The following is a 22,566-nucleotide window of genomic DNA, read 5'->3' on the forward strand; positions in this document are numbered from 1 at the left end:
CAACTGTAAAAGCAAAAGCAACTGCAACTGCAACTGCAACTGCAAAGACAAATACGGGGATCCTTCGGCTGCGTTGCTCACAAAAAGCCGTGAGCAACTTCGCTCAGGATGACGTGGTTTTTGTTTGCAAGATGAGAAGAGACACGCGAAGACAACAACAAAAGCAAGAGCGACAGCAACGGCGAACTTTGGGTTAGAAGCGGTAGCCGAGGGAGAACTGTAGCTGGCGGCCTGCGAGGGCGGCGGTGGGGTGCTCGAAGAGAGACGAGCTGAGAGAGCCGATGTAGCTGGTGTAGTTGGTGCGGTTGAGGACGTTGAAGGCGGAGATGCCGGCGGAGAGAAACTTGGCGTTGTCCCCCTTTTCTTTGGTGAGACGGAAGTCGTGGTTGTAGAGGAGGTCGAGCGAGGCGACGCCGCCTGCCTGGAGGGTGTTGCGTCCTACGCCGGCGGGACGGGCGTTGCCGAGGCCGGTGTGGAAGTCGTCGTTGCCGGTGGTCTCGGTGTAGGGCGTGCCGGAGTAGAGGGTGGCGATGACGCCGAGCGAGAGCCAGTGGTCGGGGTTGATGTTGCCTACAAGGTTGAAGCGCTGACGGCGATCGAGATCGGCGCGACCCCACTCGTTATTGGGGTTGTACTGATTTTGCGGGAAGGCGTTGATGCCTCCCGTGTTGTTGTCGAAGCGGGAGAGGGTGTACTGGGCCTGACCGGAGAACCAGCGCCCGGCCTGTCCGCGGAAGGAGAGGTCGAGGGCGTTGAGAAGATTGCGGCCGCCGGATTCGACCTGCTGAATCTGTCCGTAGTTGAGATCGGGGCGCGGGTAGTTGTCGGAGAGGTTGGGGTCGGGCGGGAGGATGGGGGCGTTGGCGTCGCGGGAGCGGAAGGACTTTACGCCGACCTGTCCGCGATAGGCTGCGGTGACGGTGACGGTCTTGTGGATCTGGCGTTCGACACCGAAGCTGTATTGGATGGCGTAGGGCGTGCGGCTGTGGGGGGCGAAGCGGACGAGGTTGGTGGGGATGGTGCCGAAGTCGAAGCCGGGCGGGATGGGGTAGGTGGGGTTCTGGATCTGGATGGAGTGGAGGACGACGCCGTCGTGGAGGACAACGTTGGCGGGAAAGTCGCCGCCAGTGCGGTCGTAGAAGATGCCGGTGCCGGTGCGGAAGATGGTCTTGCCTTTGCCGGGGGCGTAGGCGAGGGAGATGCGAGGGGAGAGGTTGTTGTTGTCGTGGAGGAAGGTCTGCCAGTCGTAGCGGAGGCCGAGTGAGGCCTGGAGATGCGGGGTGAGCTTGACCTGATCCTGAATGAATGAGCCGAGCTCGTTGATCCAGTAGAGGCCGCGCCCGATGCCCTGCTGCGCGGTGAAGACGTAGGGCTTGTCTGCGGCGTAGTTGGCGAGGGAGGCGAATTTGGCGGTGCCGAGGCGGTTGGTGTGGTCGTCGACGGCGCGGCGGCTGAACTGCGGGAGTTGAACGCCGACGCGGAGGTAGTGCTTGCCGTGGCTCCAGGTGAGGATTTCGTTGACGTGGATGGTGTTTTCGGTGCGTGCGATGTCGGCCTGCGCGCCGCCGCCGATGAAGGAGCCGCTGATCTGGAGGGAGGGGGCGTCGGTGACGGATTTGGTGACGTCCTCATCCTTCTCGAAGGTGACGAGGAGCTGGTTGATGAGGTTGGGGGTGAGGATGAGGCGGTCGTTGAAGATGGCGTCGTCTTCGCGGGAGTTGAGGTTGTAGCCGGCCTCGGGGAGGGTGATGCCGCCGACTCCGGCGTTGGTGCTGGCGGAGCTCTCGAAGTTGTAGCCGATGGAGAGGCGATGGGCGGGGGAGAAGTCGTGGGTGAGGCGCATCGAGTACTGCGAGTTGCGGTTGGGGGTGAGGACGTTCTCGCTGATGGGGCCGCTGGGGCCGATGGCGTTGACGACGGAGGCGGTGTTCTGCTGGCGGTAGGATGCGGAGGCGATGAAGCTGGTGTGTCCACCGTGTCCGAGGGGACCGCCGAGGTGGCCTTCGTAGATGCGGCGGGTCTCGGGCGGGCGGACGGGAGAGAAGTAATTCTTGGCGTTGAAGACGGAGTCGCGAAAGATGAAGTTGGCCTCGCCGTGGAAGGTGGGGGAGCCGGGCTTGGTGGTGATCTCGATGCGGCCGCGGCCGGGGCGGGTGAACTCGGCGGAGTAGGGGTCGTTGTTGATGCGGACCTCCTGGATGGCGGAGGCAGAGACGCCGACGGACTTCATCTCGACGCCGTCGACGATGATGGTGGTGCCGCCGGAGGAGCCCGCGGAGGAGTCGAGGAAGGGAGTGAGGGTGGCGACGATGTCCTGATCGAAGACGGGGAGTTTGCGGAGGTCGTCGCCGGAGACTGCGACGGTGTCTCTGTTGGCGGAGGAGTCGGTGGAGAGGGACTGGTCGCTGTCGCCGACGTTGACCTCCTGATTGACGGACTGAGTGAAGAGGGTGATCTTTACGTTGGCGATGCTGGTGGTGAGGTGGAGCGGGGTAGCGTGTGCAGCGAAGCCGGAGTAGGCGGGGACGCTGAGGGAGTAGGTGCCGGGGGAGAGATTGCTGAGGATGAAGTTTCCTCGGTCGTCGGATGCGGATTGGGCGGCGAGAGTGCCGGAGGTGGTTTCGAGTTGCACCGTGGCGCCGGGGATGGCTGCGCCTGTGGGATCGAGGATAGAACCGCGGACAGAGAGCAGAGTCTGCGCGAAGGAAGAGCAGGAGAGTGTGAGCAGCAGAAAAAGCAACAGGTGACGCGGCGACATGCGCTTATGTTAACGAGTGAAGCTTAAGACATGCTGAACGGGTTTCTTGAGGTGAGTTCGAGGACGTCAGAGCTTTTCTTAAGGTCCACTTAATCCTCGATTTGTAAGCTCTTCTTCATGGCAGATGCCCGCGGCTCCCTTTATCGAATCAACCGGGCTCTTCTCTTCTCGGTACTGAGTGTTGGGCTGGGATTCTATGGCACGAGCTTGCGGGCGCAGAGCAACGAAAGTCTTTCGAATGTGGTGAGGTCGGTTGTCAGCGCAGAGCGAGAGGCTTCCTCGCAGCGGCCGCCGTTTCTCTACACTTCGATCGAGACCTCGGACCGGACGAAGGGCCATGTGTGGACAGAGCGTGTCGCGGATATCTGGGAGGGGAGGCTGCGATACCTGATTGCGGAGGATGGTCATCCGCTCTCTGCCAGCCGGCGCGCGGAGGAGATCGCACGGATCAGGTCGATTGCAGCTGATCCGAGTTCACTTCGCAACAGCAGACAGGAGCAGCAGAGCGACGAGAACCGCGCGCGCCAGATGATTGATCTGCTGCCTCGAGCTTTCGTGTTCGAGGACGGCGGCCGCGAGGGGGATTGGGTTCGCATCAACTACAAGCCCAACCCGAACTACGTTCCGCAGACCTTCGAGGAGCGGGCGCTTCATGGCATGAAGGGGACGCTGATCGCTGACAGCCGATCCCGGAGACTGCATCAGCTCAGCGGCGCCCTCGACGACGACGTTTCGTTTGGATACGGTTTGCTGGGCACCATTCATCGGGGGACGAACTTTACGACGACGCGCGATCTTGTCGGGCCGAATGTCTGGAAGACTACTGTGCTGGACGTAAAGATCGACGGACGGATCGCATTTTTTAAAACGATAGGGCGGCGACAGCATTCCATCCATCGAGACTTTCAGGCGCTGCCTCTGGACATCTCGCTTCCGCAGGCGGTCGCTCTGCTCCTGCAGTGAAGAGTTTGAGTTAGTTTCAATATTTCAATCGGAACGCTTCGCCTGCGGCGTTACTCAGGATGCGCTAGTTGCTTTCCTGTGGGGCCGACTTGAACTTCGCCTTTTTGATGTCCTTCAGGGTTGCTGCTTCGTAGGCGACGAGAGTGCCTTGTTTGGTTAAGGATTCCACCTTGGTGATGACTGCGCCTGTTGCTTTTTTTCGCAATGCTGCTTGAACTTCGGGAGGAAGAGAGTCTATGGCGACTTCTTCTTCGATCTCGTTGAGAGTTCCATCCTTTGCGATCTGGATGTCTTTTGTATGGCCGTCCACTGTCATCTCGGCTTCGTAGACGGTCTTTCCGTTTTCCCGTTCCGTGACAAATCTTTTGATGGTGGCTCCCTGGGATTGGGCCTGAACGGTCTTCTCGACGGCGGGTGGAAGTTGCGAACGGCTCAAGGTCTTCTCTTGTCCAAACCCGATCAAAGAGGAGCTGCTTAGCAGAAGCGTGGTGGTTAAGAGTGGCAGATTTTTTTTCATGGCTTGCTCCTGTGGTCTTCTAAGACCGCCGACAGGATGCCATCCAATTCTTAAATGGGCATGAAGGTAGAAACACTGCGACAATTTGGTCCCTGTGTGCGCCTTTGACCCCAACGTCTTTGCGATCCGTGCGTCTTAATGTTCAGTTAAGTTTTGAAGTTCATCATGGAGTATGGATTTGCGAAGACTCCCCTTGTGTTCCATGGCGTTTTTCGCCAGTATCTGCACAGCTCAAAGCTTTACCGTTCCCGCAGGTACACCCTTCCCGGTCCAGATTGAAGATCATCTCCCTATGCGGGTCGGCCAGGCGATAAACGCAGAGCTTATTTACCCGATCTATGTTGACAGCACGGAAGTCCTTCCAGCCAAGACCGTTGTCTCCGGTACAGTCGTAGGTCTGCACGCGAACCACTCCCGCCGTGTTAGCGCTCGGCTGCGGGGAGACTTTACTCCGTTTCGAACTCCTGTGGTTCGCTTTACGAGCGTCACGCTGGCCGATGGGACGACGGTCCCTCTTGTGACCGGGGTCGCCACCGATGGCGCGCCGATCTATCGTCTGGTTGCGCCGCCACCACGTAAAGGGGGTTTCGTCCATCAGCAGTGGGACAATGGTGTCCAGATTTTGAAGGACAAGCTCACGATTGTGACCGGGCCGGATAAGGGCGACCGCCTGAAGCAGTTTCTTTACACGCAGCTTCCGTATCACCCTCAGCGGATTGAAAAGAAGACGGCCTGGACGGTTGAAACCTCCGAGCCACTGTCTCTTTCGCAGACAGTTGTGGACACGGTGGCAAAGGCGCAGCCCGTCGCCGTGCCCCCTGCGCCGCCAGAGACGGACAGCAAAACGTGGATCATCCAGGCTTATCTTGGCGAAGCACTGAGCTCCGCTACCTCAAAGTCCGGTGAGGCGATCAAGGCGACGGTGGCTGAACCTATCTACAACCCGGACCACACGATCGCCGTGCCCGAAGGCGCCACCATCGTCGGAGCGGTGACCGAGGCGAAGCCTGCCCGCAGCTTCGGTCGTGGCGGAACGCTGCACTTCGACTTTAAGAAGCTGATTCTTCCCAGCGGTATGACGCAGAATGTTCAGGCGTCGCTTACCGGAGCCGATTCGGCCGCACCAGACAAGCTTGCGCTCGATTCAGAGGGCCAGGTGAAACCAAAGCCGCAGGATAAACTTCTGGTTCCCTTCACGCTGCTGGTGCTGGCTGCGCGGCCACTCGATGTAGACAAGGGCGAGGGAGGGGGCGGCGGATTTGGCAAAGACGCAGTTGCCTCCAACAGCCTTGGCGTTATCGGCTTTATCATCGGAACGGCTTTGCAGGAGCGAAATGTCGCTGCAGGAATCGGCTATTATGGAGCGGCGATTTCGATCTATGAGCGATGGATCAAGCGCGGACGGGATGTTACCTTCGCTCGCGATACTCGTCTGGTGCTTCAGACGACTCCACGCAACTCGACGGTGTTGCCCTCTCCGAAGCTTTAGGGGCAGGAGCAAGTCAGCGAGTCAGCAAGTCAGGGAGTCAGCAAATTGCGGTGAAGTAAGTTAGCAAAAAGCGGATCTTTGCAACTGCAAAGGCGAAATACAGGGATCTCTCCACTGCGCCGTGCGATAAGACCGCACGGCTCCGGTCGAGATGACGCGTCAATAATAGGGATGCTTGACATCTTAAATGACACATCAATAAAGATGCTTGGCATTCATAAAGACGCATCTTTGAGAATGTTTAGCATCCATAACGACGCATCTATGAGCATTCATAACGATGCATCCGTGAAGATGGTTAGTTGACGAAGTTCATTCGCTGAAGGAGGTTTTGAAACTTCGGGTCGTTTCTCAGGTTATCGAATCGGGGATCGACGTCGGTGAAGACCATGCTGTTGGAGCGGTCCGCGTAGGCTCTCTCGAGCCACTCCATCGTGTGATTTTCATCTTTCAATCCTGCGTAGACGAGGGCGATGTAAAAAGGAGAGACGTAGCCAGTGCGTGACTCGGACTGGAGCTCGTCGAGAATCTTGTGGGCATCAGCTGGTCTGCCTGCGACGGCGTAGACGTGACCGAGAGCTGCGATGACCGGGGTACTCCGGTGCGACATGATCGCAGTCTTCTCCAACTCGGCTATCGCCTTCGCATAGTCTCCCATCTGTTCGTAGGTCTGCCCCAGCACGATGTGAGGAAGGACGAAGGATGGATCCATCTCGATGGCATCGTTCAACTGCACGAGGGCTCGATCGTACTCACGCGCCATATACAGTCGCCATCCGAGGCTGAAGTTCATACTGACGGAGAGGGGGTCAAGGGAGCGAGCGCGCTCCATCTCCTGCAAGCTTTCGCTGCGACGTCCCATGGCGGTGAGGTAGAGGGAGTATCGCTGATGGGCGGTCGCGTAGTTTGGGTTCAACTCGATGGCCCTGCGGAAGCCTCTTTCGGCGGCCTTCCAGTCCCACTTGTAGTTGAACTGGACGGTTGCGAGGGCGGTCTGGGTCTCGGCGAGAGAGTCATCGAGCTCGACGGCCTTCATGGCAGCGGCTTCAGCCTTCGGTGCGACCTCAATCGTAGGAACGGTGCCTACGATAGCTGCGCCGAGAATGCCGTAGCAATCGGCCAGGCCGGCGTAGGCCAGGGCATACTGCGGGTCTTTGACGATGGCCGATTGAAAGTAGTCGATGGCCTTGAGGAGATCTTCCCTGGATCGCTTGTTCCAGTAGAACAACCCTTTCAGGAAGTCCTCGTACGCGTCGGGCTTGACGAGACGCCTGCTGGCGAGGCGAGTTTTGTCCTGCGGGGTGAGTTGGATGCGGATCTGATCGACGATTGCCGAAGCGACGCGGTTTTGCAGGGTGAGCACGTCATCGAGGGGGCTCTCGTAGGTGTCGGCCCAGAGATGCCTGTCGGTGGAGACTTGAATGAGCTCTGCGGTGATCCTGACACGATCGCCAGAGCGAAGAACGGTGCCTTCGACGACTGCATCGACGCCGAGGTCACGTGCGATCTTTCCAAGCGACTCATGCGAGTCTTTGTACTCCATCGCTGTGGTTCGAGAGAGAACGCGGATGGAGCTGATTCTTGCCAGGCTTGCGATGAGCTCGTCGGTCATGCCGTCGGCGAAGTACTCCTGGCTCTTGTCGCCGGAGAGATTCTCCATGGGCAGCACGACTAAAGACGTGATGGGCTTCGATGACGCGCTCGAAAAGATGCTATTGGGTCGGAGTCTGAAGAAGATCGACGAGAGGATCGCTGTCAATAGAACCAGAGCCGCGACAAGAGCCAGCGCGTGAAACAACGAGATCTGAAGGTTTTTCCTGACCCAGGTGGCAGGAGCGGAGGTCTCGTCAGTGGCGATCGGATAGAGGTCCTTCGATTCGTTACCGGGCGGTAGACCAGCGTGATTCACGTCCTGAGTGACGACGACGATGGAGTCTGCTGCGGTGTCGGGTCTGACGTGGTGGACCGGGGCGACGAACCGGTATCCCTTCCGTGGGACGGTCTCGATGAAGCGGGGATTCTCGGAGGAGTCGCCCAGAACCTCTCTGAGCCGCATCATCGCGGTATTGAGGCTGTGGTCGAAGTCGACGAAGGTGTCTGGCTGCCAGAGTCGATGACGCAGCTCTTCGCGGCTTACGATCTCTCCGGGACGTTCGATCAGCACTCTTAAGATATGCAGCGGCTGATCCTGAAGCTTGATGCGCAGACCCTTCTTTCGCAGCTCGCAGGCTTCCAGATCGACCTCGAAAAGGCCGAATCGTACGATGCGGAAGGGGGTTTCGACTTGCTCCGAGATCATGAGAGATAAGCCCGCGTTTGGAAAGACTTGAGGATAGCGTCGAACTATAAGCCCCCGTTCTGTGTCGTGTCAATTAGAAAGGCGCGGGCTGGGGGCTGTTACCCGCCGCCGAAACTCCTTCAATTCAAAGGAGTAGTAGCGTTATCTCCAAATGTTTCGCAACTGATACGCAAGCTATTGCCTGTGTGATGGCCAGAGTGGAATATTCACGCACTTGCAGAGTCCTAAACTGTGCCACGAGCACAGAAAATTATTTTCTCACTGAGGCAGTTGGAGGCGCTATGACGGTTGGAATCGACTTTAGAAAGCTTGGGTCACGTTTGCTGGTTGGCACGTTGAGTGCGCTACTCGCCTGTGGAGTTTTTGCGAAGCCGGCCGCGGGACAGGTATCGGGTGCGACACTTTCGGGGGAGATCTCTGACAACTCAGGCGCCGTGGTGGCGGGAGCACTGGTGACCGCGCAGAATATATCGAACGGGTCGAGCCGATCCGCCACGACCAACGATGCCGGGTTCTATGTCATCCCGAATCTTCTTCCCGGGAACTATAACGTCAAGGTCGAGGCGAACGGCTTTAGCACAGTGCTGCAAAAGGGGCTGGTGCTGACCGTGGGCGCACAACAGACCTACGATGGAAAGCTGTCGGTCGGCAAGGTCTCGCAGACGGTGATTGTGACGACGATTCCGCCGTCGATTCAATCCTCGTCGTCTGGGCTGAGCGCGACGGTGGATTCGAGGACGGTGCGGGAGCTGCCGCTGAACGGTCGAGACTGGACCTCGCTGGCGACGCTGGAGCCGGGAGTTGTCAGCATTCCGAACCAGGCGACTACCGGCTTTAGCGCCAACAAGGGAAATCGTGGGTTTGGCAATCAGTTGAGCGACGGCGGTCATCGTGCCAACGAAAATACCTATCGGGTGAACGGCATGGTGACCAATGACTACTCGAACGCGGCGCCGGGCGGGGCAACGGGAGTGAACCTTGGCGTTGACGGGATCGGCGAGTTCTCCGTGCTGACGGCCAACTACACGGCGGAGTATGGGCGTACCTCTGGCGCAGTGATCAATGCGATTACGAAGTCGGGCACGAACGAGATTCATGGGACGGCGTACTTCTTCGATCGCGACAGCATCTTCGATGCCCGCAACTACTTTGATGGACCTAAGATTCCGCCGTTCCGCCGCATACAGTTTGGCGGTTCCGCGGGCGCGCCGATCGTCAAAGACCATTCTTTTATCTTCGTAGACTACGAAGGGATTCGGCAGAGCCAGTCGAGCTCCGGCACGATCCACGTTCCGGACGCTGCCTCGAGAGCACTCGCGGTGCCTGCGATTGTTCCTTACCTTGCGTTGTGGCCGGTTGCTCCTGCGGGCGCGCCCGACCTGAACGGGATTCAATCGATCAATGTGTCAACGCCTACGCATGCCTCGGAGAACTATGTCATCACCCGCTTCGATCAGAAGATCTCGAACCGGGACAATCTTGATGCGACTTATTTCTTCGATTCCGGGCCGCAGACTCAGGCCGATCCGCTCAATAATGCGGTCCACAGTGTCTTCTCTCGGAGGCAACTCTATTCCGCGGAAGAGACCCACGTCTTCAACCCTTCGTTCGCCAACACGGTGCGAGGCGGCGTCAGCCGAATTATCGGTAAGATCAATACGCCCGTCTCCGGCAACGCTGTAGCGACGGATGCGGCGCTTGCGATTGCGCCGGGGGCGAAAGCGCCGCCGCAGCTACCGGTCGCCGGCCTTACGACGGCTTATGGGCTCAATGGATTTAATAAGTTCAACCACGCCTGGACTTCGGGTCAGATCTATGACGACGCCTTTCTGACGAAGGGCACCCACTCGATCAAGCTGGGCTTCGGGTTTGAGCGGATGCGCTACAACGTTCTCGAGCAGCTTAGTCCAAATGGAAGAATGAACACGTATTCCACGCTTGCGAAGTTTTTGAGCAATCAAGCCGATCAGTTGAATGCGCTTGCTCCGGGTGGGTCGACCGAGGTGGGCCTGCGGGAGAGTCTCTTCGCGGGCTATGTTCAGGACGACTGGACCGTGAGTAAAAACTTCACTCTGAACCTGGGGCTGCGTTACGAGGCGACGACCAAACCGACCGATGCGAATAAAGTCCCCGGTTATACGGTGAATGGTTACACGGTGGCAGCCGCTGGCTTCCAGGAGATTACGACGCTGGTCAACTGCGGGGCCAGCAGCACGGCATGCGGACCGGTGGGCGTGGACAGTCCCATCTCGTCGAACCCGACGACCAAAAACTTCGAACCGCGCGTGGGATTTTCCTGGGATCCGTTTCACGATGGAAAGACCGCTGTACGCGGAGCCGCTGGGATGTTCGACGTGCTTCCTCTGCCTTATGAGTTTGGGTTGAACACGGCTGCGACCGCTCCATTCCAGATTATTGGCGCCGATCCTAACGCAACCTTGGGGACCGGTGTGATCGACGGCAACGTTAATTTCAATCGTCAGAAGATTCGGAACCGTTATATCGATATCCACCCGAAGCGCGCAGCTGTTTATAACTGGAACCTCAACGTTCAGCGAGACTTGGGAGAGGGTTTCATGGTGACCCTCGGCTATGTTGGCTCTCGCTCGCTCCACCTGTCAGCGGCAGCGGACGATGTCAATCTTGTGCCGGGGACCGTGGTGAGCGGGGTCGGCATCGTCTTCCCCTGTGACCCGTCTTCGCTTGGCGCAGGACACACTTGCTCCGACACCCAGACTGGGACGCGGGTCGACTCCAACTGGGGCGGCGGCGCTGGGATTCGTCCTGTGTTGTTCGATGGGGCGGCTACTTATGAGGCGTTCCAATCTCAACTGAAGCGAACGCTGGATCATGGCATTCAGGGGCAGTTGTCTTACACCTTCAGCAAATGCCGCGACCTTAGCTCCTCTCCGGTTACGGGTGACACCTATTTGAATTCGATTGCTGTTCCTCTTCTGTCCTTCAAGCAGGCGAGGGTTGGGGCTTGCGACTTCGACATTAGACAGGTGTTGACCGGCAACTTCATCTGGGAGATTCCAGCTCCGAACTTCTCTTCTTCGTTTGCAAACGTCGCACTCCACGGGTGGGAGATTGGAAGCATCGTTACCGCGGAGACGGGCGCTCCTTTCACAGTGACGACGGGAGGAGGAAATGATCCGCTCGGCACGGGCTTCAACGGCGACTTCTCCATGGACTTTGCAGACTTGCTTCCTGGTTGCAAGCCCACCGGGGGGAAGGGATTGGCCTACATCAATACGAATTGCTTTACGCCACCAACGGCGCCACTATCGCTTGGCATCGCGAGTGCGGCGAATCCGCTGGGATGTGCGCCGAACTCTTTCCTGAACTACTCGGGACCTCCGGCTCCTTCGGGGCGTCAATTCTGCTCTAACGTTGTCGGCAACTCGGGACGCAACAGCTTCTATGGTCCGCATCTGACGACTGTAGATTTTTCCATCTTCAAGAACACCAAGGTGCCGCGAATATCGGACGCCTTCAACGTGCAGTTCCGGGCGGAGTTCTTCAACATCCTCAACCACACCAACTATCTTTCGCCAGGCTTTCTGAACACCTTCGGCCAAAACAACTCTGTCTACGATTTTGACGGCAGCGCTCTTCCCACTGCTCTCAATCAGACCTCGTCGTCATCCCGGCAGATCCAACTTGGAGCGAAGTTTGTCTTCTAACCTGAGCGTGATGGCGGGCAGCAGACGGCATCGCGCTTTGCTCCTCTATGCTTCTTCTCCCCACCTTCTGTTGAGAGTAGAAACGCAGTTTTAGCTCAGAAGTCTGCTGGGGTACTGCAGATGCCTGCAACATCCATGCCAGCGAGGGCCTTGCATGCATATTGAAGACGAATTGACCTCTTTACAAGAGGAGCAGAACACGCCCGGCTGGCAGTTCGCGGTAGCCTCCGGTCTTCTGGGCTGGGTTCTGGACGCGTTCGACTTTTTTGTCATCGTCTTTCTCTTCGACACTCTGGCGAGCCACTTCCAAGTGGAGAAGCGAGCCATCGTCTGGACGATCTCCATCACGCTGGCGATGCGCCCGGTTGGCGCGCTGATCTTTGGAGCGCTGGCTGACCGGTTTGGACGCAGGAAGCCGCTGATGTTGTGCGTCGTCTACTTTTCGATTGTCACGGTTTTGAGCGGCTTCTCTCCTAACTATGGATTCTTCGTCGCGATGCGGGCTCTGTATGGGATTGGCATGGGCGGCTATTGGGGTATCGGGGCTTCGTTCGCGATGGAGAATGCGCCAAGAAAGTTGCGCGGCTTGCTCTCCGGGATGATGCAGGGAGGCTATCCGTTCGGATATCTTCTGGCCGCGGTGGGGATGTTGACGATCATGCCGCGTCTGGGTTGGCATGCTATGTTCCTGGTGGGGACCTTGATGGCGGCGGTGATCGTCGTCCTAACCACGCTGTCGCCGGAGTCTGAGGCATGGAAGCTGCACCGCATGGGCTCGGTTACAACGATCTTCAAGACTCTTTTTCAGCACATGGGGAGTTTCTCGTACCTGTTGCTGGTGATGGTCGTGATGTCTTGTCTGTCGCATGGGACGCAGGACCTTTACCCCGACTTTCTGAAGAGTGTTCCCTCGATCGGGAGCTCTCTGGTGCTGGGCATGAAGCCGCTGTACGGGATTCCGATTATCTATAACATCGGGGCCATCACGGGAGCCGTCTTCTTTGGATATATCTCCGAAAGAGTGGGAAGGCGATATGCGATTATGATGGCGCTGGTGTTGAGCCTTGCGGCGATTCCGGCGTGGGCGTTTGGCGGGACGATTCTGGTGCTGGTGGTTGGATCGTATCTGATGCAGACCGGGGTGCAGGGAGCCTTTGGAGTGATCCCGGCACACCTGAACGAACTCTCACCGGATTCGGTGCGCAGTCTGTTCCCCGGCTTTGTGTATCAGCTTGGGGTGCTGATCGCGTCGCCAGCGGTCTCGATCGAGTTTCTCCTGCGCGACCACCTGGGGTATCCTTTAGCACTTACGATCTTTGAAGTTGTGGTGATTGTGATGCTGCTGTTCATCTTTGCACTTGGGCCGGAGAGACGTGGAAGAAGCTTTCGAGCCAAGGCCGGTTGATCGGCCTCCAGGCTGTCAAGAACCATTCGGCCGACAGGCGGCTTAAGGCTGACTTAAGCTTTGTATGTTGAGATCTATACATGCGCGTACTACTGGTTGAAGACGAGATTCGCCTGGCTGAAAACGTGGCGCACGCGCTGCGCGATGGGCCGGGCTTCGCGGTGGACCATGCCGAGGATGGGCAGACGGGGCTGGATCTGGCTGAAAATCTTTGCTACGACCTGATCATTCTCGATCTGATGCTGCCGAAACTGGATGGCTTGACGGTTCTTCGCCGGCTGCGCGAACGAGGCGATAACACTGCGGTACTGATCCTGACGGCGCTGAGTGAACGATCTTCCATTATTCAACTGCTGAACAGCGGCGCGGATGACTATTTGAGCAAGCCCTTCGATCTGGGAGAGGTGATTGCGAGGGCGAAGGCGCTGATTCGCCGGGGCAAGGGTATGGCGAGTCCGGCGCTGCGACTGGGCGATCTGGAGCTGCACACTGGGGACCAGAGCGTCTTCCGCGCGGGCAATCCGATTGTGCTTTCGCCGATGGAGTATCGGATTCTCGAGTACCTGATGCATCGCCCACGCGCCATCGTCTCCAAGCGAGAGTTGCTGGAGCATATGTACGACTTCAACTGGGTGCATCACTCTAATGTGATCGAGGCGCATGTTTCGAATTTGCGACGGAAGCTGGGGGAGGGGACGAATCCGCCGACGATCGAGAATCTGCGCAATCGGGGTTACAGACTTGTGCTGGAGTACGGCAACTACAAGGATGCCGGGGACGAATCGGGATGAAGACCTACTCCCTGACGCGGCGCCTGATCACGGCTGTACTTCTGGTGGAGCTCTGCTCCTTGCTGGCCTTGATTGGGATCGCCAGTGTTTATGAGGGGATTTCACACTTTCGAGCTTTTGATGTGATGCTTCGCGGCCGGGCAGATTCAGTTCTTGGTGCTGTGCAGGACGCAGAAGACCCAGAAGACAACTTGATGCTTTATGGCACCGAGGGGCTCGCTCCACGGCGAGACATTTATGTCGTGCGCGACGACCGTGGCCGCGTGATCGGATCGCAGGGGTGGCCGGGCGGCGAACAAGCGTTGGCCAGCAGTGATGCGAGGGAGTTTCGCAATCTGACGGTTGGAGGGATTCGGTATCGAGTGATTCGCAGGCCCGGTCTGCGGATCGTCGATCCGGGGGATGCGAAGGGCGGCGTTGCCCGGCATGTCATTATTCTTTACGGCTCGCGTACTCATCCGGTGTGGGAGCGAGTCAGGAACGCCATTGCTTTCTATGCGCTCTCGGGTCTTCTCCTTCTCGTGGTAACCGGCGTGGTTCTTCGACATCTGTTGCGTCGTGGGCTTCAACCTCTATATGAACTGGCCGAGCAGGCAGGGGGGATCTCTGTCACGTCGTGGAACCTGGGTCCTTCCAGTCAGGCGCGTTATGTGCGAGAGCTTGAACCGCTGGTCTCGGCGATTGAGTCGGCGCTGCTGAGGCTCGAGCAGTCGTTCGCGCAACAAAAGCAGTTTGTCAGCGATGCGGCCCACGAACTGAAGACCTCGGTGGCGGTGGTGAAGTCTTCTCTGCAGCTTTTGACGATGCGGACGAGGTCTGCGAAGGAGTATGAAGAGGGGCTGGAGCGAGTGACGATCGACTCGGAGCGCATGGAGGAGCTTGTCGCGAAGATGCTTACTCTGGCGCGGCTTGAGGATGGCGCGGAACAGCCAGAGTCGTATCGAACGGTCGAACTTGGCGATGTTCTCCGTGACGTGGCGGAGCACTTTCGGACGCTGGCGAGCTTCCACCGGATCAGCCTGGTGATCAACGCGGAGAGTCCGGCCTTCGTCTTTTGCGATCCCGACCAGCTTCGCCTGCTTTGCTCGAACCTGATTCACAATGCGATTCAACATAGCGCAGCCGGCGCCGAGGTTCGCGCGATCGTCAGCAGCCGGGACAAGGTGGCGCGATTGGTTATTGAGGACGATGGGGAGGGGATTCAGGAAGACGTGCTTCTTCACGTCTTCGATCGGTTCTATCGAGGAGACCCGTCGCGCAGCCGGCGAACGGGTGGCACGGGCCTGGGACTGGCGATCTCAAAGGCGATCGTCTTGCGATACCACGGCGCGATTCGCCTGGAGAGTAGACCTGGGCACGGCACGAGCGCCATCGTTACTCTGCCCTTGGTCGAGACCACCTCAGAAAGAACGGATCTTGGGGTCGCAAGGAACCTTGAAAAAGGAGTTGTGAGCTCTTAAGCGTACGTTAAGCGAGTTCTGCGATATTTGTAGGGAACAAATTTCTTCAACTCTGGAGTGTTTTTGACATGCCGAATACAAGCAGACGAGTCGTCTCTTCTCTCCTCTTTGCCGCATCGACGCTGGTTCCCTTCTTTACGACAGCGTCTGCTACGGCTCAAAAGCCATTTCAGATTGAACAGCGATGGACCATCGGAGGCACGGGTGGTTGGGACTACCTGACGGCCGATCCGACGACACACCGCCTTTACATCGCCCACCTGACGCGGGTCGACGTCGTCGATACCACGACCGGAAAAGTGATCGGAGCCGTTGAAGGATTGACTCGATGCCACGGCGTCGTCATCGCTCCCGATGGCAAGACCGGCTTTGCTTCCGATGGCGGATCCAACAACGTCGTGGTCTTCGATACTTCCAACTTTGCTACGCTGACGAAGATTCCGACCGGAACGAATCCCGACGGCATGGCTTACGAAGGCTCCACCAATACGCTCTGGGCGTTCAATGGAACAAGCAAGAACGCCACGGTGATCGATGTAGCCAGTCGTAAAGCGATTGGCACGGTTGCGCTACCCGGCAGACCGGAGTTCCCTCAGAGCGATGATCAGGGAACGGTTTTCGTGAATATCGAAGATAAAAACACTCTCGTCCGACTCGACGCCAAGGCTCAAAAAGTTACAGCCGACTGGCCGCTGCCCGGGTGCGACTCGCCGTCGGGGCTGGCCTTCGATAAGGAGGGCGGACGTCTGTTTTCGGTCTGCGACGGCAAGAAGATGGCCGTCACCGATTCGCACACCGGCAAGTCGCTGGCTATGCCGACCATTGGCGATGGGCCTGATGCCGCGGGATATGACGCGAGCAAGAAGTTGGCGTTCTCTTCCAATGGCGACGGTACGTTGAGCGTCGTCGATGCCAGCAAAGCAACGTATCCGGTGATACAGACGCTTCCGACGATGAAGGGCGCGAGAACGATGGCGTTCGATCCGTCTACCGGAAAGATCTACACCGTAACGGCCAAGTTCGGTGCGACCCCGCCTGCAACCGCCGCGACTCCTCGCCCGCGACCCTCTATCCTGCCCGACAGCTTTACCGTGCTGGTGATCGGCCAAGACTAGCCGCGGGATATTCCGCGCAATGGGCGTGTGTAAAGCAGACCATGAAACGAACCTTTCCACTCAATACGATCTTCGCGTTTGGCTGGGTGATGGCGCTTGTCATCGCGCCATCACCGGCTGAAGCGTGGCAGACAACCACTTCCGGGATAGCTGCGCCGGAGCTACCTGGGCCGTCGCAGAGTGCTGCCCCGCCGATCGATGCTGCAGCCACGCAAGCGAACGGTGGAGTAGCGGCGCAAGGAGTCGTGCAAGGTGCGAACCAGGCTGGTCAGGAAATTACGCTAGACCAGGCGCTGTCGCTGGCAAGAACGAATGAGCCCGCATTTGCCGCGGCGGTGGCAGCGAGCAAGACGGCACAGCTTGACCGCTCGATCGCCCGAGCGGCTTTGCTCCCGTCCGTGGTTTACCACAATCAGTATCTCTACACTCAGCCGAATGGCCAGACTGGCTCGATCGGGTCACAGCCTGCGCCCAGATTCATCGCCAACAATACGGTGCACGAGTACATCAGCCAGGGCGTCGTTACCGAGACGATTGGACTTGCACAGTACACGGCTCTGGCTCGCGCGGGCGCGGCTGCTGCGATCGCCAGTGCGGAGATGGAGATCAGTCGAAGGGGTTTGACCTCGACGGTCATTGGACTTTTTTACAATTCAACCGCTGCGCAGGAACGGATTGTCATTCAACAGCGCGCCACCAATGAGGCTGCTGACTTTGAGAAACAGACGGAGCAGCGCGAAACTGCAAGAGAAGTGGCCCATGCGGATGTCATCAAGGCACAACTGACGCTGCAACAGCGGCAGCGAGATCTTGGGGACGCTCAACTGCAGGCGCAGAAGGCTCGTCTTGATCTTGGCGTGTTGTTGTTTCCCGATCCGCGCTCGCCGTACAGTGTGACGCTTCCTGCAGCAACTCCGCTTCCGGAGCGAGCTGTGGTGGAGACGCAGGCGGCCGCGAATAATCCCGAGTTGAAGAGCGCCCTGGCAACGCTGCGAGCGAAGGATCTCGACATTACTACGGCACGGGCTGCTTACCTGCCTGACCTGGTGCTCAACTACTCGTATGGTATCGATGCCCCGCAGTTCGCCAGAAACGGCCCTGACGGTGTTCGCAACCTTGGCTACTCCGCTTCGGCGACGCTCGACATTCCGGTGTGGGACTGGTTTGCGACGCAGCACAAGATTAAGCAGACCCACATCCTTCGCGATGCTGCCAAGGTGGCGCTGACTTCTACGCAGCGCACACTGATCGCTCAGCTTGATGAGTTCTATGGAGAGGCTTCGCTCGCTCACGATCAGCTTGCTTCGCTTGAGCTGAGCGTACAGACGGCGCGGGAGAGCCTTCGCCTGACCAGGATGCGCTACTCCGCCGGCGAGGCAACTGTTCTCGAGGTTGTTGATGCACAGAACTCTTTGACCAGTGCAGAGCTTGCTCATCAGGACGGCACCATTCGCTATCAGCTTGCGCTGGCAAATCTTCAACTACTTACGGGGACGATTTAACCGTGGCCAACAAAATGGTAACTACGACGACTCAACGTGCTGGAACACCGGCATTGGCCGCATCTTTGATGTTCCTGTCCGCTTCCATGCTGCTTCAGAACGGCTGCAAGAAAGCGGACGATACGGCCGATAAACCCGTGGTCACAGTGCAAGCCGTCCATCCCGGAAGCGGCTCGATCACCGAGGAGATTGACGCAGACGCTACTCTTGCCCCGGTTGCACAGGCCGCGATTTTACCTAAGGTGACGGCGCCGGTGCGTAAGTTTTATGTGCAACGGGGCGACCATGTGAAGGCCGACCAACTCGTGGCAACGCTTGAAAACGAAGATCTCGCCGCGGCCGCGATGGATAACAAAGGGGCCTTCGATGCAGCGCAAGGGGCCTATGCGACGGCAACGCAGTCTGCGGTCCCCGAAGAGCAAACTCGATCCCGGCTTGATCTCGAACAGGCCAAGGCCACCCTCGATCTCGACAACAGCATTCTCGAAGCCCGCAAGCAGCTGCTGTCTCAAGGAGCGATCCCGGGCCGGGATTACGATACTGCGCGAACGACTGCACTGCAGGCACAGGCAGCTTACGATATTGCGAAACAGAGGTACGAGGCTCTTAGCAAGGTTGGCACCAGCGCTTCGCTGGAATCGGCCAAGGGGACACTCGCCTCTGCGAAGGGAAAGTACCTGGGTGCGCAGGCGCAACTTAGCTACACCAACATTAGAACTCCGATCTCTGGCGTTGTAACGGATCGACCACTCTTCGCAGGGGAGACCGCCGCTGCGGGAACTCCTGTCGTGACGGTGATGGATACCTCCGCCATGATCGCGAAGCTGCACATCGCTCAGATTCAGGCGCAGCGGCTTAGCGTGGGTTCTGCCGCAACGATTACTGTACCGGGAATAGAGGAGCCGATAGACGCCAAGGTTTCGCTGATCAGTCCGGCGCTCGACCCTGGCAGCACCACGGTTGAAGTATGGCTCCGAGTACCGAATCCGAAGGGCAAACTGAAGGCCGGTACTACGGTGCACGCCACTCTGAAGGGAAGAACTGTAGAGAACGCGCTGTTGATTCCGACGGAGGCGGTTCAGCGGTCGCCAGAGGGCGCGGGCAAGATCGTCATGGTGGTCGGCGCGGACGGCGCGGCTGCGAAGCGGGCTGTCACTGTCGGCATACAGACGGATGAGTCAGCGCAGATACTTAGCGGACTCAAGCCGAGCGATATGGTGATTACGACTGGCGGCTATGGGCTGGACGAAGGCACGAAGGTGAAGGTGGGACCGGCAGAGGAGAAAGGTTCGGCGGGCAAGAGCGACGACGACGCGGGAGGCAAAGAGTGAGTCTGCCGAATCCCCCAGCAGTCGACGAAAAGCGCTTCTGGCTTTCGCGTACGGCCAAGCCGATCTTCTTCTTCCTGATCGTGCTCACGATTGCCGGCATCTACGCGGCATTCCAGGTGCCCATCTCGGTCTTTCCGGATACGAACTTTCCGCGTGTGGTGATCGGCGTCGATAACGGTGTGATGCCGGTTGAGCAGATGCAGGTCACGATCACGAAGCCCATTGAAGATGCCGTCAACAGCGTCCCCGGACTTGTGACGGTTCGCAGCACGACCAGTCGTGGGTCCGCTGAGGTGAGTCTGTTCTTCGACTGGAACGTGGACATGTTCCGCACGCTGCAGCTCACTGACTCCGCCCTGGCGAAGATACAGTCGAGCCTGCCCAGCACGGCAAAGATCACGACGAATCGCCTGACCTTCGCGACCTTTCCTATTGTGGCGTATGCGCTGACGGCTGATGATCGTGGGCCTAACACCGTATCGCCCACGGCTCTATGGCAGATCGCGACCTATGATCTCAAACCTCCTTTGAATCGCGTCACTGGTGTGAGCACGGTTGTGGTGCAGGGCGGTAAGGTTCCCGAGTTTCACATCGTCCCCGATCCTGCGCGTCTGCAGACTGCGGGCATCACCGTTCTCGATCTTGTGAACGCGGTGCAGACGTCGAATATCATTGATTCTCCCGGACTGTACGAGGCCGATCACCAGCTGATTCTTGGGCTGGTGGGTGCGCAGGCGCATGATGTCGAATCGCTCGGACGCCTCGTCGTCAAGACTACGGCTGCCGGTGTTCCGATTCGCATCTCGGATGTAGCGACCCTGGGGCCGGCTACTCTTCCCGTCTACACCACCGTCGACGCCAACGGCATACCGTCTGTGTTGCTCAACATAACGCGGCAGCCTTCCAGCAACACGGTTGCCGTGGCTGCTGCGGTCGCCTTCGAGATCGCACAGCTGAGCAAGACTCTACCCCCGGGGGTTCATCTCACACCTTTCTATGATCAGTCGGAGCTCGTTCGCGAGAGCATCGCCAGCGTTCGAGATGCCATTCTCATTGGTCTGTTGCTTGCGTGCGTCATTCTGTTTCTATTTCTGCACGACTGGACTTCCTCGCTGATCGCGGGCATGGTGATACCTGTCACCGTCGCAGTTACAATTCTTTTTCTCTGGATTATTGGGCAGAGCTTTAACCTGATGACGCTTGGCGGTCTTGCCGCCGCTATCGGACTGGTGATCGACGACGCCATTGTGGTCGTGGAAAATATCGTCGTGCATCGGGATCGTGGACAGTCCCGTGTCGATGCGGTGCGCACCGCTCTGCACGAGATCACGATTCCTCTCATCGGGTCTACCGTCACGCCTGTGGTCGTCTTTCTTCCTCTGATTGCCGTCACAGGGGTGACCGGCAGTTTCTTCCGGGCGCTGGCCGTGACCATGACTGCGGCGCTTCTCACATCGCTCCTGTTGGCTTTGACCTTCACGCCCGCACTCTCACTTTCGCTTCTGCGCGAGCGTCGCGACGATGCACCCTCGAAGCCGTCTGCGGATAACTCTATCGCGGACCATGACGAGAACGGCCCTTTCATGCGCCGGGTCCTCAGCTTTCACAGCCGCGTGCTCGGCTGGACGATTCGTCGAAGCTGGGCGCTGGTAGCTATCTCCGGAGTTCTCATCGTAGTTGGCTACTTTGCCTACAGCGCACTCGGGTCGAATCTGTTGCCAGCGATGGATGAAGGAAGCTTTATCCTTGACTACATCATGCCCGCGGGCAGCTCTCTTGCGACGACGAATAAAGCGCTCGATCGAGTGGAAAAGATTCTCCGCGATACGCCGGAGGTTTCGATTACAACGCGCCGCACCGGTCTTCAGCTTGGTCTCGCTGCCGTCACAGAGGCCAATACCGGCGATATCTCGGTTCGCCTGAAGACGAAGCGATCACGCGCTATCGATGAGATTATTTCGGACGTGCGACAGAAGATCAAGGAGCAGGAGCCTGAGCTTGATGTCGAGTTTGTGCAGGTTCTTGAGGATATGATCAACGATCTCTCGAACTCTCCCGAACCGATTCAGATTAAACTCTTCTCGAACGACACCACACTTCTGCATGATCTGGGGCCGAAGGTACAGGCGGCCATCTCGGCGATTCCGGGGGTTGTCGATACACAGAACGGTGTCGACAACACACTGAGTGGGCCTGCGACGACCTTCCAGGTGGATCCAGGACTGGCGAGCCGCCTCGGCTTTACGGTTCAGGAGGTAGCAGAAGACGCAACCTCGCTGCTGGATGGTCTGCCTTCGACTGATCCGGTGATTGTGGCAGGCCGGCCTTACACCGTCCGCGTGCGCATGTCAGACGAGCATCGCGCGTCGTTGAGCGCGATCCAGAACACGGTCTTCAACTCTGCGACGGGGCACACCGCGACGCTGGGTGCACTTGCCGAGATAAAAGAACTGCCTCCGCAGAATGAGATCCGCCGCGAAAATCTAGAGCAGGTTGTGCTGGTAAGCGGGCGACTGGAGGGTTCCAACCTGGGCGGCGCCATGGTCAAGGTGAAAGATGCTGTGGCTAAGCTGAATCTTCCGGCGAGTGTTCGGGTCGAGTACGGCGGCACGTATCAGGAGCAGCAAAAATCTTTTCATGAACTCGTCCAGGTTCTCATACTTGCGCTTGCGCTGGTCTTCGGCGTGCTGCTTGCTGAATTTCGAAACTTCTCCGCGCCGATTGCAATTCTTACGAGCTCAGTTCTTTCCATGGCGGGAGTCGTTCTGGCGCTGCTGATCACGCGAACAGACTTCAACGTCGCAAGCTTTATGGGCTTGATTATGGTGATCGGGATCGTAGCCAAAAATGGCATCCTGCTGCTGGATGCGGATGAACGTGCGCGGACCGACGGCGCAGAGGCGCTGGATGCGATGATGCATGCGGCGCAGAGGCGGCTGCGGCCGATCGTGATGACTGCGACGGCGGCGATGTGTGGCATGCTGCCACTGGCGTTTGCGCTAGGCGCCGGGTCGCAGATGCTGCAGCCACTGGCGATTGCCGTGATTGGCGGCCTCTTGATCTCGGTGGTTCTGAGCCTGATCGTTACGCCTGCGATGTATTACCATCTGACTTCCAAAGGCGAGCGGGCAGGGGTGGAAGAGCCACAAGCGACTGTCTGAGGAATTGATTGCAGCCGCAAGGTTCTCACGAACTTTTTAATTTGATGGTAGTTGTTGTCTTTTTTGCGTGCAGGCTTGTGTGTTTGCGG

At 58.2% G+C, this 22,566-nt stretch carries 13 protein-coding genes; 10 read left to right on the forward strand and 3 right to left on the reverse strand.

Annotation, left to right across the window (positions count from 1 at the left end; translation table 11 throughout):
* Positions 1–193 precede the first annotated feature (193 nt).
* Entirely contained in the window at positions 194–2,758 is a 2,565-nt protein-coding gene (locus HDF09_RS19050; protein WP_183769054.1) for a TonB-dependent receptor, read from the reverse strand.
* Positions 2,759–2,875: 117 nt separating this feature from the next.
* Between HDF09_RS19050 and HDF09_RS19055 the strand changes: the two genes are divergently transcribed.
* Positions 2,876–3,721 carry a hypothetical protein gene (locus tag HDF09_RS19055; RefSeq protein ID WP_183769055.1) on the forward strand — a complete coding sequence of 282 codons (846 nt, stop codon included), beginning with the start codon at positions 2,876–2,878 and terminating at the stop codon, positions 3,719–3,721.
* Positions 3,722–3,785: 64 nt separating this feature from the next.
* Here HDF09_RS19055 and HDF09_RS19060 read toward each other — a convergent pair whose 3' ends face one another.
* The gene (locus tag HDF09_RS19060; protein WP_183769056.1) at positions 3,786–4,238 is read right to left on the reverse strand and encodes a hypothetical protein; all 453 of its coding nucleotides are present in this window, start codon (positions 4,236–4,238) and stop codon (positions 3,786–3,788) included.
* Positions 4,239–4,530: 292 nt separating this feature from the next.
* Here HDF09_RS19060 and HDF09_RS19065 point away from each other — a divergent pair, with 292 nt between their 5' ends.
* A complete protein-coding gene (locus HDF09_RS19065) occupies positions 4,531–5,727 on the forward strand; it encodes a hypothetical protein (RefSeq protein ID WP_183769057.1) in 1,197 nt (398 codons plus the stop codon).
* A 298-nt stretch (positions 5,728–6,025) separates the two neighbouring features.
* On the opposite strand, the gene HDF09_RS19070 is transcribed toward HDF09_RS19065, so the two are convergent.
* A complete protein-coding gene (locus tag HDF09_RS19070) occupies positions 6,026–8,026 on the reverse strand; it encodes a winged helix-turn-helix domain-containing protein (RefSeq protein WP_183769058.1) in 2,001 nt (666 codons plus the stop codon).
* A 281-nt stretch (positions 8,027–8,307) separates the two neighbouring features.
* On the opposite strand from HDF09_RS19070, the gene HDF09_RS19075 reads away from it, so the two are divergent.
* The 8 genes from HDF09_RS19075 to HDF09_RS19110 all read left to right on the forward strand — a co-directional run bounded on the left by HDF09_RS19075 (position 8,308) and on the right by HDF09_RS19110 (position 22,477).
* A complete protein-coding gene (locus HDF09_RS19075; protein WP_183769059.1) occupies positions 8,308–11,712 on the forward strand; it encodes a TonB-dependent receptor in 3,405 nt (1,134 codons plus the stop codon).
* A gap of 172 nt (positions 11,713–11,884) precedes the next feature.
* Entirely contained in the window at positions 11,885–13,117 is a 1,233-nt protein-coding gene (locus HDF09_RS19080) for an MFS transporter (protein WP_260181807.1), read from the forward strand.
* 80 nt (positions 13,118–13,197) lie between these two features.
* Positions 13,198–13,908 carry a response regulator transcription factor gene (locus HDF09_RS19085; protein WP_183769061.1) on the forward strand — a complete coding sequence of 237 codons (711 nt, stop codon included), beginning with the start codon at positions 13,198–13,200 and terminating at the stop codon, positions 13,906–13,908.
* A complete protein-coding gene (locus HDF09_RS19090) occupies positions 13,905–15,368 on the forward strand; it encodes a sensor histidine kinase (protein WP_183769062.1) in 1,464 nt (487 codons plus the stop codon). The genes HDF09_RS19085 and HDF09_RS19090 overlap by 4 nt, the downstream gene beginning before the upstream one ends.
* A gap of 68 nt (positions 15,369–15,436) precedes the next feature.
* Positions 15,437–16,483, forward strand: coding sequence for a YncE family protein (locus tag HDF09_RS19095; protein WP_260181808.1), 1,047 nt, complete (start codon positions 15,437–15,439; stop codon positions 16,481–16,483).
* Between the two features lie 41 nt (positions 16,484–16,524).
* Positions 16,525–17,985 (forward strand): TolC family protein, encoded by a 1,461-nt coding sequence (locus HDF09_RS19100; RefSeq protein WP_260181809.1) that lies wholly within the window; start codon positions 16,525–16,527, stop codon positions 17,983–17,985.
* A 2-nt stretch (positions 17,986–17,987) separates the two neighbouring features.
* Positions 17,988–19,316 (forward strand): efflux RND transporter periplasmic adaptor subunit, encoded by a 1,329-nt coding sequence (locus HDF09_RS19105; RefSeq protein ID WP_311720029.1) that lies wholly within the window; start codon positions 17,988–17,990, stop codon positions 19,314–19,316.
* 2 nt (positions 19,317–19,318) lie between these two features.
* On the forward strand, positions 19,319–22,477 hold the full coding sequence (locus HDF09_RS19110) for an efflux RND transporter permease subunit (protein ID WP_221270226.1): 3,159 nt from the start codon (positions 19,319–19,321) through the stop codon (positions 22,475–22,477).
* Positions 22,478–22,566: the final 89 nt, after the last annotated feature.

This window comes from Edaphobacter lichenicola, from assembly GCF_014201315.1.
Classification (GTDB): domain Bacteria; phylum Acidobacteriota; class Terriglobia; order Terriglobales; family Acidobacteriaceae; genus Edaphobacter; species Edaphobacter lichenicola_B.

Bases quoted from the DNA above. Each gene is read 5' to 3' on its own strand.
- HDF09_RS19050 (WP_183769054.1), bottom strand. From the start codon at position 2,758: ATGTCGCCGCGTCACCTGTTGCTTTTTCTGCTGCTCACACTCTCCTGC.
- HDF09_RS19055 (WP_183769055.1), top strand. From the start codon at position 2,876: ATGGCAGATGCCCGCGGCTCCCTTTATCGAATCAACCGGGCTCTTCTC.
- HDF09_RS19060 (WP_183769056.1), bottom strand. From the start codon at position 4,238: ATGAAAAAAAATCTGCCACTCTTAACCACCACGCTTCTGCTAAGCAGC.
- HDF09_RS19065 (WP_183769057.1), top strand. From the start codon at position 4,531: ATGCGGGTCGGCCAGGCGATAAACGCAGAGCTTATTTACCCGATCTAT.
- HDF09_RS19070 (WP_183769058.1), bottom strand. From the start codon at position 8,026: ATGATCTCGGAGCAAGTCGAAACCCCCTTCCGCATCGTACGATTCGGC.
- HDF09_RS19075 (WP_183769059.1), top strand. From the start codon at position 8,308: ATGACGGTTGGAATCGACTTTAGAAAGCTTGGGTCACGTTTGCTGGTT.
- HDF09_RS19085 (WP_183769061.1), top strand. From the start codon at position 13,198: ATGCGCGTACTACTGGTTGAAGACGAGATTCGCCTGGCTGAAAACGTG.
- HDF09_RS19090 (WP_183769062.1), top strand. From the start codon at position 13,905: ATGAAGACCTACTCCCTGACGCGGCGCCTGATCACGGCTGTACTTCTG.
- HDF09_RS19095 (WP_260181808.1), top strand. From the start codon at position 15,437: ATGCCGAATACAAGCAGACGAGTCGTCTCTTCTCTCCTCTTTGCCGCA.
- HDF09_RS19100 (WP_260181809.1), top strand. From the start codon at position 16,525: ATGAAACGAACCTTTCCACTCAATACGATCTTCGCGTTTGGCTGGGTG.